The sequence below is a fragment of the Micrococcus sp. APC 4021 genome (assembly GCF_030407635.1).
GTDB classification, from domain to species: Bacteria; Actinomycetota; Actinomycetes; order Actinomycetales; family Micrococcaceae; genus Micrococcus; species Micrococcus luteus.
Genome location: NZ_JASDCZ010000059.1, coordinates 1 through 13,757, shown reverse-complemented (window position 1 = coordinate 13,757; position 13,757 = coordinate 1). Strand labels below are relative to the sequence as shown.

Here is a 13,757-nt window from a genome sequence, read left to right as displayed (position 1 = left end):
CGGGCGGCCGTCGGGACGCCGGCGGCCGCCTGCTGGGCGCCGTCGCGCCCACCGCCGTGCTGATCGCGGCCATGTGGGTCGCGCAGGTCGTGCTGATCTTCCTCGGCCGGGTGATCATCCCCGGCGTGGGCCTGATCCCCCGACGCCTCGACGGCCTCGACGGGGTCCTGTTCTCCCCCGTGCTGCACGCCGGCTGGGCCCACCTGATCGGCAACACGACGGCGCTGCTCGTCCTCGGTCCGCTGGCCGCCCTGGTCTCGCGTCGGCCGGTGGCCCTGCTCGTCTGCGCCTGGCTGGGCTCGGGCCTGCTGACCTGGGTGATCGGCACCCCGGGCGTGCACATCGGCGCCTCCGGGATCGTGTACGTGCTGATCGCGTTCCTGATCGTCTACGGGATCGCGGTGCGGCGGATCGGGGCGGTCGTCGTCTCCGTGCTCGTCGCGCTCACGCACCTGGGCTCGAGCCTGATCGGCCTGCTGCCGGCACCCGGCATCTCGTGGACCGGCCACCTGGCCGGGGCCGTCGTCGGGGTGCTGCTGGGCCTGTGGTGGGGCCGCGCCGACCGTCAGGTGCCGAACCGGCGCTGACGGCTGCCGTAGTCGCGCAGGGCACGCAGGAAGTCGACCTTGCGGAACGCGGGCCACATGGCCTCGCAGAAGTAGAACTCCGAGTACGCGGACTGCCAGAGCAGGAACCCGGAGAGCCGCTGCTCCCCGGACGTGCGGATGACCAGGTCCGGGTCCGGCTGGCCGCGCGTGTAGAGCCGGTCCGCGATCTGCTCGACGGTGACGGACTCGGCCACCTCCGCCGCGCTGTGGCCCAGGGCGTGCTCGTCCCGCAGCAGCTCGCGCACGGCGTCGAGGATCTCCTGGCGGCCCCCGTAGCCCACGGCCACGTTCACGTGCACGCCGTCGTGGCCCTTGGTCTGCTCGGCGACCTCGGCGAGCCGTCGCGCCATGGGCTCGGGGAGCAGGTCCACCGCGCCGACCGGCTGCACGCAGACGGGGGCGCGGCCCTCGGCCGGCTGGGCGAGGCGCTCCGCCGTCGTCTGGATGATCTCCAGGAGCGGGGCGAGCTCCTCCGCCGGGCGCCGCAGGTTCTCGGTGGAGAGCATGTAGAGCGTGACCACGGGGATGCCGGCCTCGTCGCACCAGCCGATGAAGTCGAGGATGCGCTCGGCGCCGGCCTGGTGGCCCTGCTGCGTGGACGCCCCGAACGCGCGGGCCCAGCGACGGTTGCCGTCCACCAGCACGCCGATGTGCCGGGGCAGCCGCTCCGGGTCCAGGCCGCGCGTCAGCCGCCGCTCGTACAGGCGGTAGAAGGCCTCGGGTCGACCCACGGCGCGCTCCCCTCTCGGACGGTCCTGCGAGCCTCCAGGATACGCGCGCGGCACACAGCGACCATCCCGCACGGGCCCCGACCCGACCGGCGACAATGGACGCATGGACCCTGTGACACCCCTCCGCGACGCCGACGCCACCCGCCGCCTGCGCTGGCGCGTCGAGCGCGTCCGCGACCCCGACCATCCGCTGTACAAGCCCCGACTGCGCGGCTGGATCCACGCGGTCATGGCGCCGCTGACGCTCGCGGCCGGCATCGTGCTCATCGTGCTCGCGCCGACCGCAACGCTGCGGTGGGCCAGCGCGGTCTACGCCGTGACGGGCCTGCTGCTGTTCGCGGTCTCGGCGACGTACCACCTGGTGCAGTGGAACGAGGTGGTCTCCCGTGTCCTCAAGCGGCTGGACCACACGAACATCATGCTGGTCATCGCCGGCACCTACACGCCGCTCTCCCTGGCCCTGCTGCCTCCGGACCGGGCGCGTGTGCTGCTCACCCTGGTGTGGGTGGGGGCCGTGGCCGGCGTCGCGTTCCGGGTGCTGTGGACGGACGCGCCGCGCTGGCTCTACACGCCGGTGTACGTGGTGCTCGGGCTGGCGGCGCTGCTCTACCTGGGCGACTTCTTCGCCGCGGATGCGGCGGCGGGGTGGCTGATCGTGGCCGGTGGGATCGCGTACATCACGGGCGCGGTCTTCTACGCGCTGCAGGCCCCCACGATCCACCGCGAGTGGTTCGGCTTCCACGAGCTGTTCCACGCCTTCACGGTGGCCGGCTTCGTGTGCCACGCCGTCGCCATCTACCGGGCGGTGCTCGTCGTCGCCTGAGCGTGTCGGCGACGGGGGTCTGCGCCCCGCCGGGCAGCGCCGAGGCCCGCAGACGCGCCGCTACGGTCATGCCGTAGCGGCGCGTCTGCGGGCCTCAAGGGTTCGGGCGTGGAGTCTCCGGCGTCGAGTCTCGGGCGTGCACGGGCCCGACGACGGTCAGTCGCGTCCGGTGTCCGGGGCCTGGGGCTCCGGGGCCGGCTCCTGGAGGTACCCGGGGTACTTCTCCTGCAGGCGGCGCAGCCGGTCCTCGGAGTCCGCGTCCAGGTGCTCGCCGCCCGCGCGGACCTCGTCCGGCAGGTGCTGCTGATGGCGCTCCACGAGCATGGCCTCGGCCTCCGGGGAACGCTGCTGGACGCGGCGCACCGAGCGGACCATGACGCGGAGGACGATGATCGCCATGACCACCATGAGCGCGGTGAACAGGAACCCCTCGATGCCGGGGGTGACCTCCGCCTCCTCGAGCCCGGGGCGCAGCGTCGGCTCCGGGACGGCGGGCACCGGCGCGGGGCTCGCGGCCGCGAGCGCGGTGAGGACGAGGGGAAGGCCAGACAGGGGTGTCACGCCGCCCCACTCTACCGGCCCCGGCCGCTCGGCCCGAGCCGGGGCGGCTCAGCGCAGGCCGGCGAAGAGGTCGTGCTCCGGCAGCTCGGAGGGCACGCGCGAGTCGATCAGCGCGAAGTCCTCCCACGGCCAGGCGCGCCGCTGCAGGTCGTGGGGCGCGTCGAAGAACATGCCGTCGGGGTCGATCTGCGTGCGGTGCGCCCGCAGGGCGGCGTCGCGCTCGTCGAGGAAGCCGGTGACGTCCACCTGCGTGGTGACGTCGTGGTCTGCGGTGACCCACGGCGGGATGACCTCCGGGTCGGGCACGTCCTCCCCGGCTTCACGGCGGCGCAGCACCTCGCGCATCGCGTCCATCGCATCGAACATCATCAGGCGTCGGGCGAACGGCACGTCCTCGCCGTCGGCCTCGGCCACCGCGGCCATCGTGCGGAACTTCCGCGGGTTGAACCCGCAGTCGTAGTAGACCTTCGAGACCTCCCACGCGGGCCCGGCCTCGGGGTACTTGTCCGCGAGGCCGGCGGCCCGGTAGGCCTCCATCGTCACGGCGTGGGCCTGCAGGTGGTCCGGATGCGGGTAGCCGCCGACCTCGTCGTAGGAGATGAGCACGTGCGGGCGGAACCGGCGCACGAGCGAGATCAGCGGGGTCGCCGCATCCTGGAGCGGGACCTCGGCGAAGCAGTTCGCCGGGAGGGCGGGCAGCGGATCCCCCTCGGGCAGGCCCGAGTCGAGGAAGCCGAGCCAGGCGTGCCGGATGCCGAGGATGCCCGCGGCCTCGGCCATCTCCTCGCGGCGCACGGCCGCGATGTCCCGGTCCGCCCGGGTGGTGTCCCCGAACGACGGGTTGAGCAGGGTGCCGGCCTCGCCGCCGGTGCACGTGACGACCATGACCTCGGCCCCGGCCGCCGCGTAGGCGGCCATCGTGCCGGCCCCCTTCGAGGACTCGTCGTCCGGGTGGGCGTGCACCGCCATGAGACGCAGCCCGGTGGAGGGCGGCAGGGCGGTGCCTGCGGCGGGCTGGGCCTGGGGGGTCTGATCGGTCACGTGGATCGCACACTCCTGTCCGGATGGCGGGGCCGCCGCGGGGGCGGCGGCGTGAGGGGTCCAGGCCGACGTCGTCATCGGCCTCCGGCGGCGGGCAGCGGCTAGGGTGGAGGGGATGTCTCACCACGCCCCCGCGGTCCGCGCGCAGGACCCCACATTAGCCAACCGGTACGGCACGGACCACACGCGTCCGGGCCGTCGTCGGCTGTGGGCGGGCCTCGGCGGGCTCGGGCTGGTCGTGGCCGTGCTGCTGTCCGTGTGGATCGGCCTGAACATGTCCGTGGGCGCCATCGAGTACAAGGACGTCGGCTTCACCATCGAGGACGACGGCCACGCGACCGTCACCTTCCAGGCCTCCGTCCCGGAGGGCGTGCAGGCCGAGTGCGATGTGCTCGTCACCGACTCCCACGCCGCCCCCGTCGGCTTCCGCACCGTCCGCCTGGAGACCCTGCCGGCCGACCGGCGGGACTCCCCCTCGGACGCGCAGCAGCGCTACACCGTGGACGTGCGCACCGTGGTGCGGGGCGACTCCGGCGTCGTCGAGACCTGCCGCAAGGTCTGAACCCTCCCGGCCCGCTCCGCCCTCGGCGTAGCGGCCGCCTTTGGTGTGACGAACACCGCCCGGATAGACTCCTCGGAGCATTCCCGCCCCGCCGGTGAGTCAGGCAGGCGTCGCACGGAGCCCTCGGGGCACGCGCGTCCTCCTGATCGGCGGGGTCTTTCGCATGCGGGCGCGTCCGCCGGACGCGGATCGCGCGCCGGACCCGGTGTGCCGCGCCCCGGACTCCGCATCACCCGAGACAGAAAGGCGGAACAGAGCATGACCACCAGCCAGTCCGACGCCCCGTGGCTGACCCAGGAGGCGTACGATCGCCTCTCCAAGGAGCTCGAGCACATCTCCGGTCCCGGCCGTCAGGAGATCATCGAGCGCATCGAGGCCGCCCGCGATGAGGGCGACCTCAAGGAGAACGGCGGCTACCACGCCGCCCGCGAGGAGCAGTCGAAGAACGAGGGCCGCATCGCCGAGCTGAAGCACCTGCTCGAGACCGCCCGCGTGGGCGAGGCCGCCGAGAACGACGGCGCCGTGCACCCGGGCACCGTGGTGACCGCCGTCGTCGCCGGCGACGAGATGACGTTCCTCTTCGGCAACCGCGAGATCGCCGCGGACGACGAGTCGCTCGAGGTCTACTCCGAGCGCTCCCCGCTCGGCGAGGCCATCAACGGTGCCAAGAAGGGCGACAAGGTCTCCTACACCGCCCCGAACGGCAAGGACATCAAGGTCGAGGTCAAGGACGTCCAGCCCTACTCCGGCTGACCGACCCCGACTCCGACGACGGCCGCGGTCCCCTCGAGGGGCCGCGGCCGTCGTCCGTCCCGGGTCCCACCGCGCCCCCGTTGCTACTCTGGCCCCATGCTGACCGTCGAGAAGGCGCACCTGCTGCTCACCCGCGAGGACGGGCTCTCCGAGAGCCCCTCCCACCACCGCGTGGCCCTTGCGGCCGCCGCGCTGGCCGACCACCGCTCCGCCGGGATCGTGACCCTCGAGGACGTCCCCGTGGACCGGGCCCGCGTGCTCGTGACCGCGGCCGGCACCACCGGCGACCCCGTCCTGGACTCCTCCCTCGGACAGGTCGACGCCCTGGCCGGCCGACCGCTCGTGTCCACCGTGGCGGCCGGGAAGCCGGATCTGCGCAAGGCCGTCGTCGCCCATCTGACCGAGACCGGTCGCCTCACCGAGCGCAAGGCCTTCCTGGCCACCCGGCACGTCCCCCGCGGCACCGAGCGCGCCGAACTGCTCGCGCACCTGACCGCCGTGGTCCTGGACGAGGCCGAGCCCTCCGACGAGGACGTGCTCCTGCTCGGCGTGCTGCAGCACCTCAACCTGGCCCGACGCCTGCTGCCGGGCGTCCGCGAGCGCTACGACCGCCGCGAGATGGTCCGCCGCATCGAGACGCTGACGCGCGAGGACCTCCTGGTCCAGGCCGTGCGCCGCGCGGTGGGCGGGACCTGTGGCACCGTCACCGCGGCCGCCGCCGGCTCCGTGGCCTGAGCCGGCCCGGTCAGGGCAGCGGGGCCGGGCTGTAGCCGGCCGCGCGCAACGCCTCCAGCACCTGGGCGGAGTGCTCGGTGCCGCGGGTCTCCATGTCGATCGTGATGTGCACGCCGCCCATGGACAGGTCCGGGCCGACGCGGGTGTGGTCCACGCGCACCACGTTGGCGTCCGTGTCCGCGATGATCCGTGAGATCGTGGCCAGCTCGCCCGGGCGGTCCCGCAGCGGGATGCGCACGGTCATGTAGCGCCCCGCGGCCGACAGTCCGGCCTGGATGGACTTCAGCATGAGCATCGGGTCGATGTTCCCGCCGGAGAGGATCACGGCGGTGGTGCCGAGCTCGAAGCCCAGGTCCGCCGTGCGGCCCGCCAGCAGGGCGGCCACCCCGACGGCGCCCGCCGGCTCCACGACGAGCTTGGAGCGCTCGAGGAGGTGGACGAGGGCCGCGGCGATCTCGTCGTCCGTGACGGTCACGACGGCGTCCACCAGCTCGGCGGCGATCCGCAGCGGCAGGGCCCCGGGCCTGCCGACGGCGATGCCGTCCGCGATGGTGGACACGCTCTCCAGCACCTGGACGCGGCCCTCCTCGAGGGAGCCGGGGAACGCGGCGGCGGTGGCCGCCTGCACGCCGATGACGCGCACCGTGCGCCCCCGACGCCGGGCGGCCTCCTTGAGGGCCACGGCCGTGCCGGCGATGAGCCCCCCGCCGCCGATGCCCATGATCACGGTGTCCACGTCCGGCAGCACGTCGAGGATCTCGAGGCCGACGGTGCCCTGGCCCGCGATGACGGCCGGGTCGTCGAACGGCGGGATGAACACGGCACCGGTCTCCGTGGCCCACCGCTGCGCCTCGGCGAGGGACTCGTCCACGGTGGAGCCGTGCAGGACGACCTCGGCGCCGTGGTCCCGGGTGGCCTGCAGCTTGGGCAGGGCCACGCCGTGCGGCATGAAGATGCGGGCGCGGATGCCGAGCTTGGCGGCCGCGAGGGCGACGCCCTGGGCGTGGTTGCCGGCCGAGGCGGCCACGACGCCGCGGCCGCGCTCCTCCTCGCTCAGCTGCGCCATCCGCACGTAGGCGCCGCGGACCTTGAACGAGCCGGCCCGCTGCAGGTTCTCGCACTTCAGGTGCACGTCCGTGCCCACGGCACGGGAGAGCGCCCGGGAGTGCTGCAGCGGGGAGAGCTCGGCGATCCCGCGCAGCGTCTCGCGCGCCCGCTCGATCTCCCCGAGGGTGACGGGCAGCTCCGCCGGGGCCGGCGGGCCGCCGGCGGGCCGCACCCACCGGGGCGACGGCGTCGGGACGGTCCGGTCCGGGGTGTCCGTGGCCTGCGCCGCGCCCATCAGGCGTCGTCCCCGTGCCGGGTGCCCGCGTCGGCCTCGGAGGCGAGGGCGGCGTCGTCGTGCGCCGAGGGGCGGTACCGGTGGGAGCCGGCCGTCTCGTCCTCCGCGCCGCCCGGTTCGAGGGCGTGGCCCGTCCGCTCCGTGAGCTCCTCGGGGGTGTCGGCGGTGAGGGCGCGGACGAAGCTGTTCACGAAGGCCAGCACCGGCACGGCGAACACGGCGCCCGCCAGACCGAGGACGGTGGAGCCGGCGGCGACGGCCAGGAACACGGCCAGCGGGTGCAGCGCGACGGCCTTGCCCATCACGAGCGGCTGCAGGACGTTCGACTCGATCTGCTGCACGAGCAGCACCACGCCCAGCATGAGCAGCGCGTTGACCAGGCCGTTGGACATCAGTGCCAGGAGCACCGCCATCGCGCCGGTCAGGGTGGCGCCGATCATCGGGATGAACGAGGCCAGGAACACGAGCACGGCCAACGGGATGGCCAGCGGCACGCCCAGGATCAGGGCACCGATGCCGATGCCGACGGCGTCGATGAACGCCACGAAGATCTGGACCCGCACGTAGGAGCCGAGCGACTGCCAGCCCGAGCGGCCCGCGCGGCCCACGGTGGCCCGGTGCGCCTTCGGCACGAAGATCAGCAGGAAGCGCCAGATGCGGTCGCCGTCGTAGAGGAAGAAGATCAGGGAGAACAGGGCGATGAACAGGCCCGCACCGATGTTGACGGCCGTGGAGCCGAACGAGACGGCGCTGTTCATGAGCGTGGCGGAGTTGTCCCGCAGCGTCTGCCACAGGCCCTCCAGCCCGGCACCGGAACGGGGGATCTCCACGCCCACGCCGGCCAGCCAGGCGATCGCGTCGTCGACGGCCTGGCCCAGCTGGCCGCCCAGTTCGGCGAAGCCCTGGACGATCTGCTGACCGGCGAGCCCCATGAGGCCCACCACGACGACGACCAACAGCAGCACGCACAGCAGGGCGGCCGCGACGCCCGGCACCTTGATGCGCCGCATCGCCTGGAACACCGGGGCCAGCAGGGTGGCCAGCAGCGCGGCCACGAGGATCGGGATCACCACGAGGCTCACGAAGCCCAGCAGGTACACCACGACGCCGATGCCGATGACGACGGCCACCAGCCGCCAGGACCAGGCCGCGGCCACCGTCAGCCCGTAGGGCACGTCCTTGTCGATCTTGGTCTGGGCCGCCAGGGTCGAGCTCACGCGCGATCCTCCTCGTGTGGGTGGTCGGGGACATGGGGGGTCAGACCCCACTGGACGCTCCAGCGGGCGTGCGGGGCGAGCCGGTGCAGGCCCTCCCCCGAGTTCAGGGCGTCCGCGGGAGCGGTGAGCGGCTCCACCGCGAGCGCCGTGTCACGGCCGGGCAGCCGGTCCGTGACGAAGACGTGGGTGTAGGCGAACGCGTGGTCGGACCACAGGGTCACGGCGCGGCCGTCCGCGGCGAGCAGGGTCTGGCGGTGCCGGCCGTCGGCGTCCGGGGTCAGGCCGGTGAGGCACACGTCCAGGGCGGCCTCGCCCACGGCCCGGCCGCGGCGGAAGTCCAGCTCGGTGCCGTCCACCGGCAGGGTCTCCACGGGGATGAGGTCCTCCCCCGTGCGGATCCAGGCGTCCGCGGGCACGCGCAGGCTCAGCTCCGCCGTCGGGACGTCCCCGATGCGCAGGAACGGGTGGGAGCCGACCGCCACGGGCACGGTGGCGTCCGTGTGGTTCTGCACCTCGGCGGTGACGGTGAGGCCGCCGTCCGCCTCGAGCTCGTACGTGACGCGGTGGGTGAGCCGGAACGGCCAGCCGTGCTGGGGGTGGATCTCACCGCGCAGGGTCACCGCGTGGGCGGAGAACGTCTCGGTGACGAAGTGGGTGTTGCGCAGCAGGCCGTGGCTGGCGTGGCCGCGCGCGGGTTCGGTGACGTCCAGGCGCTGCTCGACGCCGTCCAGGATCCAGCGGGCGCCGGCGACGCGGTTCGGCCACGGGCTCATCTGGATGCCGTTGGCGGCGGGCGGGACCACGTCCTGGCCGTACGGCTCGGTCAGGTCCACGCCGCCCACGCGGTACCTGCGCAGGGCACCGGCCAGGCCGACGACGACGGCCTCCGCGGACCCGCGGTGCAGGCGGTGCTGGGTGCCGGTGGCGTCCGGAGCCCCGAAGGCGGGCAGGTCGCTGGTCTCGGTCACGGGACCTCCTGAGTGGCGGCGAGGGACCCCCTCAATCTACGCCCTCGCGGACGCAGACCGCCCCGGCCCTGTGCAGGACCGGGGCGGCGGTGCGGGTCTCCGTGCGGGGACGGGGCGCCGGTCAGTCGTTGCCGCGCAGGATGGCGACGATGCGCAGGATCTCGATGTACAGCCAGATCAGGGTCACGGTCAGGCCGAAGGCCACGGACCAGGAGTACTTCTGCGGGGCGCCGTTCTTCACGCCCACGGCGGCCATCTCGAAGTCCATCGTCAGCGAGTACGCGGCGAGCAGCACGGCGATCGCGCCGATGATCAGGCCCAGGCCGCCCTCACGCATGTTGCCGATGCCGGTCCAGGTGAGGACCAGGTTGACGAGCATGAAGACGAGGTAGCCGATCATGGCGCCCATGACGATCTTCGTCATGCGCGGGGTCGGGCGGAACTTGCCCGAGGTGTAGAGCGCCAGCATCACCGCGAACACGGAGAAGGTGCCGAGCACGGCCTGCACCACGATGCCCGGGTAGGCGCCCTCGAAGAACGCCGAGATGCCGCCCAGGAACAGGCCCTGCGCCACGGCGTAGGCCATGATCAGCACGGGCGAGGGCTCGCGCTTGAACGCGTTGACCAGGCCCAGCACGAGGCCGGCGATCGCGCCGATAATCATCAGGCCCGGCGAGAACCAGCCCACGGCGCCCGCCACCACGACGAGCACGAGCATCAGGCCGGTCTTGCCGACGACGTCGTTGAAGGTCATCCGGCCGGTCTGCTCCGGGCCGGCGGAGGGCGCGCGGAAGGCGTCCTCCATGGACTGCTGGTGCGCGTACTGCTGGGCCGCCTGGCCGGCGCCGAACGCCTGGGCCTGGCCGTACGGGCTCTGCTGCTGGCCGTACGGGGACTGCGCGGACTGCTGCCCGCCCTGGTACCAACCGGGCTGCGCCTGTCCGCCGCCCTGCATCTGCTGCTGGAAGTTCTGAGAGTTCATGACCGGATTCGCCACGGCTCACTCCTTCGGGTCGAGTCGGCCCGGTCGCACGCCGCCGCAGTGAGCCGCGTTCGTGCCCCGGGGTTCAGCACGATCCTATCGGGAGGTCTGTGTCCGCGCGCGGGGTCGGAGCGTGGATCCGCGCCGGTTCACGGGCTGTTCACGGTGGGCGCAGAAGCGAGGCGCGCGGGGAGACGCGTGGTGCCCCCGGCGGGACTCGAACCCGCAACACGCCGATTTTAAGTCGGCCGCCTCTGCCAGTTGGGCCACGGGGGCGTGGCGGGCCCGTGGACGCGGGCCCGGGTGCGGACGACGCCGGCCCCGCCCGATGCGCTCGGACGGGGCCGGCGGCCCGCTGGCTGCGGGATCAGCCCTTCGAGGACTCGAGGGCCCGCTGCCGCTCGAAGCGGCCGGGCTCGAGCTCGACGCCCGCGGCGCGGCGGAACGGGTTGAACGGGGTGTCCAGGCCCGCCACCGAGGTGGAGTCACGGCCGAACAGGGTCTCGGCGACCCAGCCGGACAGGATGCGGAACTTCCGCTCCAGGGTGGGCATCGCGTAGCCGTGGTAGCCGCGGTGGGCCAGGAACGCCGGGATGCCGGCGATCTTGGTGCCCAGCGGGTTGCCCACGCCGCGGCCGAAGCCCAGCCCCGCCACGGTGCCCAGGGACTTGTGCACGTACTCCTGCACCTCGCCCTCGCCGTGGCGCACGGCCATGTAGTTGGCGGCCAGACGCTTGGCCTGACGGATGGCGTGCTGGGCGTTCGGGACGCAGAAGCCGCCCGGGCCGGCCCCGGTCAGGTCCGGCACGGCGGAGACGTCGCCGCAGGCCCACGCACCCTCGAGCGCGCCGGCCTCGCCGTCCTTGATCTGCAGGGTGGGGGTGGCCTCCACGCGGCCGCGGTCGTCCACCGGGAAGTCGGTGCTCTTGACCACGGAGTTGGCCACCACGCCGGCGCACCACACGAGGGTGTCCGCCGCGAAGGTCTCCGCCTCCTCCTTGGAGGGCATGGCCACGAGCTTCATGACGCCGTCCGTGGCGTCGCCCAGCGAGGTGTTCAGCAGGACCTCGACGCCGCGGGACTTCAGATGCTCCACCACGCCCTGGGCCTGCTCCTCGGAGACCTCGGGCATGATGCGGCCCATGGCCTCGACGAGGACGATCCGGATCTCCGACTGGGAGAGGCGCTCGTTGCGCTCCACGGCGTTGCGGATGAGGTTCTCCATCTCCGCGATGGCCTCGATCCCGGCGAAGCCGCCGCCCACCACCACGAAGGTCAGGGCACGCTTGCGCTCCTCGGCGTCCGTCATCAGGGAACCGGCGTCCAGGCGCTCCAGGATCTGGTTGCGCAGCTGGACGGCCTCCTCGACCGAGCGCAGACCGATGCCCTGCTCGCCCAGACCCGGGATCGGGAACACGCGGGTCACGGCGCCCGCGGTCATCACGATGTCCTGGTACGGGATCTCGAACTCGTCGCCGCCCTCGCCGCGCACCACGGCGGTGCGGCCGGCGTGGTCCACGGACACGACGGCGCCGCGGACGACCTCGGCGTCCTTGAGGTGCGTCTGCAGGTCCACGTTCACGTGGCGGCCCTCGATGTGGCCGCCCACGACCTCGGGCAGGAACGGGTAGTACGTCATGTACGGGCGGGGGTCGACGACGGTCACGACGCCGCCGCGCTCGGCGACCTTCTTCTGCAGCTCGCGGGCGACATGGAACCCGGCGTAGCCGCCGCCGACGATCAGCAGGCGCGGCTTGGGAGACAGTTCAGGAGTGAGAGACATACCGCCAGTCTACGCACGCACGGGCCCGGCCCCTCCACTCTCCGCCGTCGTGGTCAGGACCGCAGCGAGAGCACGATCCCGTCCAGGATGTCGTGCTCGCTCGCCCAGGCCTCGGTGACGCCCGCGACCTCGGCCACCCGCTCCAGGACGGTGCTCCACAGCAGCGCGCCCGCGCCGATCACGTCCACCCGTCCCGGGTGCATGAACCCCCGCTCGGAGCGCTCGGCCCGGGTCGCGGCCACGAGGCCCTCCGCCGCCGCGCGGAACTCCGCGATCGGCAGACGCGCGCCGTGGATGGCCTCGGGCTCGTACGTGCTGAGCCCGAGGGCCTCGGCGGTCACGGTGGTCACCGAGCCGGCCACGCCGACCACGCGGGCCACGCGTTCCAGCGGCAGGCGGGCGGCGGCGTCGTCGAGGAGGCGGCGGGCGTCCGCGCGGGCCGCGGCGACCTCGTCCGACGTCGGGGGGTCGGAGCGCAGATGACGCTCGGTGAACCGCACGCAGCCCATGTCCAGGCTGACCGCGCCCACGACCTCGCCCGCGGGCGTGCCGACGACCAGCTCGGTGGAGCCGCCGCCGAGGTCCACGACGAGCACGAGGTCCTCCGGGCCCAGGTCCGCGGTCTCGACGGCGGAGACGGCGCCCGCGAAGGACAGGGCGGCCTCCTCGGCGCCCGAGACGACCTCCGGCTCGACGCCGAGCCGCTCCCGGACGCCGTCGACGAACGCGGCCCGGTTGGAGACGTCCCGGCTGGCGGAGGTGGCCACGAACCGGACCCGGCCGGCGTGGTGGCGCTGGACCAGGCGGGCGTACTCGTCCACCGCCGCGAAGGTGCGCTCCAGCGCGGCGTCGGAGAACGCGCCGGTGGCGTCCACGCCCTCGCCCAGGCGCACCACGCGCATCTCGCGCACGACGTCGGCCAGCGGCGCCGTCGGGTCGGCCCCGGCGCCGGTGGTCTCGTCCGTCCCGGCCGGCCGGGAGATCAGCAGGCGGATGGAGTTCGTGCCGCAGTCCACGCCGGCCACCGTCACCTCCTTCAGCGCGGCGACGCGCTCGAGGTGCTTCACGTGCCGGGAGAGGTCCTTCGTGGGCACCGCCGCGGCCTCGTCCCACGCGCCCTCGCACGCGCAGACCTCGGGCGTCCACCACGGGGCCACCAGGGCGATCGCCTCGTCCCCGAGCGGGTTCACCCCCGGCCCGGCCGCGAGCGCGTGGCCCACGAGGGCGTGCAGGCACTTCACGCGCTCGGGCATGCCGCCGGCCGAGACCCCGGCGATCTCCGGGACGGGCCCCGTGCCGGCCTCGGCCCCGACCCGGTCCCGCTCGGCGATGTAGGCCTCGTGCGCCGCGCGGTGCGCGGCCGCGAGCGCGGGGTCCTGGGCGAGGCGGTCGTTCATGCGCGCCATCTCCCCGTCCGCCTCCACGCGCGAGACCGCCGCCGTCAGCACGGGGTGCGTCAGGTAGAAGGTCGTGGGGAACGGGATGCCGTTGGAGAGGCGCGGCGCGGTGGTGGCCACGAGGGGGTTGCCGCACACGCAGCGGGCGCCGATCTCCACGACGTCCCGGACCGGGCGGCCGAGCTGGCGGGACAGGGTGTCCAGGTCCTTCTCGGTGACGGTGCGGTCCTGGGCGGGGCGGGGGCTGACGGTCA

General features: G+C 73.7%; 14 protein-coding genes and 1 tRNA gene. 5 read left to right on the top strand and 10 right to left on the bottom strand.

The genetic code is table 11. From position 1 onward, the window contains the following. Window positions 1-587 (top strand): rhomboid family intramembrane serine protease (locus QL983_RS06850; protein ID WP_290151986.1); only part of this gene is annotated, 587 nt, incomplete at its 5' end. Here QL983_RS06850 and QL983_RS06845 read toward each other — a convergent pair. Beyond that, window positions 566-1,339 carry an isoprenyl transferase gene (locus QL983_RS06845; RefSeq protein WP_041105013.1) on the bottom strand — a complete coding sequence of 258 codons (774 nt, stop codon included), beginning with the start codon at window positions 1,337-1,339 and terminating at the stop codon, window positions 566-568. The genes QL983_RS06850 and QL983_RS06845 overlap by 22 nt on opposite strands. A 103-nt stretch (window positions 1,340-1,442) precedes the next feature. Here QL983_RS06845 and QL983_RS06840 point away from each other — a divergent pair, with 103 nt between their 5' ends. Next, complete coding sequence (locus tag QL983_RS06840; protein WP_102708597.1) at window positions 1,443-2,162, top strand: hemolysin III family protein; 720 nt, start codon at window positions 1,443-1,445, stop codon at window positions 2,160-2,162. Window positions 2,163-2,318: 156 nt separating this feature from the next. On the opposite strand, the gene QL983_RS06835 is transcribed toward QL983_RS06840, so the two are convergent. Then, the gene (locus QL983_RS06835; RefSeq protein ID WP_036384966.1) at window positions 2,319-2,723 is read right to left on the bottom strand and encodes a hypothetical protein; all 405 of its coding nucleotides are present in this window, start codon (window positions 2,721-2,723) and stop codon (window positions 2,319-2,321) included. Window positions 2,724-2,771: 48 nt separating this feature from the next. Next, window positions 2,772-3,764 (bottom strand): mycothiol conjugate amidase Mca, encoded by a 993-nt coding sequence (gene mca, locus QL983_RS06830; RefSeq protein ID WP_095347542.1) that lies wholly within the window; start codon window positions 3,762-3,764, stop codon window positions 2,772-2,774. 115 nt (window positions 3,765-3,879) lie between these two features. Here mca and QL983_RS06825 point away from each other — a divergent pair, with 115 nt between their 5' ends. The 3 genes from QL983_RS06825 to QL983_RS06815 all read left to right on the top strand — a co-directional run bounded on the left by QL983_RS06825 (window position 3,880) and on the right by QL983_RS06815 (window position 5,814). Further along, window positions 3,880-4,326, top strand: a complete 447-nt coding sequence (locus QL983_RS06825) for a DUF4307 domain-containing protein (RefSeq protein ID WP_002856530.1) — start codon at window positions 3,880-3,882, stop codon at window positions 4,324-4,326. Between the two features lie 258 nt (window positions 4,327-4,584). Then, window positions 4,585-5,079: a transcription elongation factor GreA gene (gene greA, locus QL983_RS06820; RefSeq protein WP_002856531.1), complete on the top strand. Its 495-nt coding sequence runs from the start codon at window positions 4,585-4,587 to the stop codon at window positions 5,077-5,079. Between the two features lie 96 nt (window positions 5,080-5,175). After that, window positions 5,176-5,814, top strand: coding sequence for a GPP34 family phosphoprotein (locus QL983_RS06815; protein ID WP_144879236.1), 639 nt, complete (start codon window positions 5,176-5,178; stop codon window positions 5,812-5,814). 10 nt (window positions 5,815-5,824) lie between these two features. On the opposite strand, the gene ilvA is transcribed toward QL983_RS06815, so the two are convergent. The 7 genes from ilvA to QL983_RS11450 all read right to left on the bottom strand — a co-directional run. Beyond that, window positions 5,825-7,156 carry a threonine ammonia-lyase gene (gene ilvA / locus QL983_RS06810; RefSeq protein WP_041102931.1) on the bottom strand — a complete coding sequence of 444 codons (1,332 nt, stop codon included), beginning with the start codon at window positions 7,154-7,156 and terminating at the stop codon, window positions 5,825-5,827. After that, a complete protein-coding gene (locus QL983_RS06805) occupies window positions 7,156-8,373 on the bottom strand; it encodes an AI-2E family transporter (RefSeq protein ID WP_041102929.1) in 1,218 nt (405 codons plus the stop codon). The genes ilvA and QL983_RS06805 overlap by 1 nt, the downstream gene beginning before the upstream one ends. Then, window positions 8,370-9,341: an aldose 1-epimerase family protein gene (locus QL983_RS06800; RefSeq protein WP_063189020.1), complete on the bottom strand. Its 972-nt coding sequence runs from the start codon at window positions 9,339-9,341 to the stop codon at window positions 8,370-8,372. Before QL983_RS06800 ends, QL983_RS06805 begins: the two co-directional genes overlap by 4 nt. Before the next feature lie 121 nt (window positions 9,342-9,462). Beyond that, window positions 9,463-10,338, bottom strand: coding sequence for a Bax inhibitor-1/YccA family protein (locus QL983_RS06795; protein ID WP_036384970.1), 876 nt, complete (start codon window positions 10,336-10,338; stop codon window positions 9,463-9,465). A gap of 184 nt (window positions 10,339-10,522) precedes the next feature. Continuing rightward, window positions 10,523-10,599, bottom strand: a tRNA-Leu gene (locus tag QL983_RS06790). Between the two features lie 91 nt (window positions 10,600-10,690). Then, the gene (locus tag QL983_RS06785; RefSeq protein WP_063189016.1) at window positions 10,691-12,106 is read right to left on the bottom strand and encodes an FAD-dependent oxidoreductase; all 1,416 of its coding nucleotides are present in this window, start codon (window positions 12,104-12,106) and stop codon (window positions 10,691-10,693) included. A 53-nt stretch (window positions 12,107-12,159) separates the two neighbouring features. Beyond that, window positions 12,160-13,757: DUF501 domain-containing protein (locus QL983_RS11450; RefSeq protein ID WP_356768029.1), on the bottom strand; the 1,598-nt coding region annotated here is incomplete at its 5' end.

Excerpts from the sequence above, each read along its gene's own strand:
- QL983_RS06785 (WP_063189016.1), bottom strand. The coding sequence starts at position 12,106 with ATGTCTCTCACTCCTGAACTGTCTCCCAAGCCGCGCCTGCTGATCGTC.
- QL983_RS06840 (WP_102708597.1), top strand. The coding sequence starts at position 1,443 with ATGGACCCTGTGACACCCCTCCGCGACGCCGACGCCACCCGCCGCCTG.
- greA (WP_002856531.1), top strand. The coding sequence starts at position 4,585 with ATGACCACCAGCCAGTCCGACGCCCCGTGGCTGACCCAGGAGGCGTAC.
- ilvA (WP_041102931.1), bottom strand. The coding sequence starts at position 7,156 with ATGGGCGCGGCGCAGGCCACGGACACCCCGGACCGGACCGTCCCGACG.
- QL983_RS06825 (WP_002856530.1), top strand. The coding sequence starts at position 3,880 with ATGTCTCACCACGCCCCCGCGGTCCGCGCGCAGGACCCCACATTAGCC.
- QL983_RS06815 (WP_144879236.1), top strand. The coding sequence starts at position 5,176 with ATGCTGACCGTCGAGAAGGCGCACCTGCTGCTCACCCGCGAGGACGGG.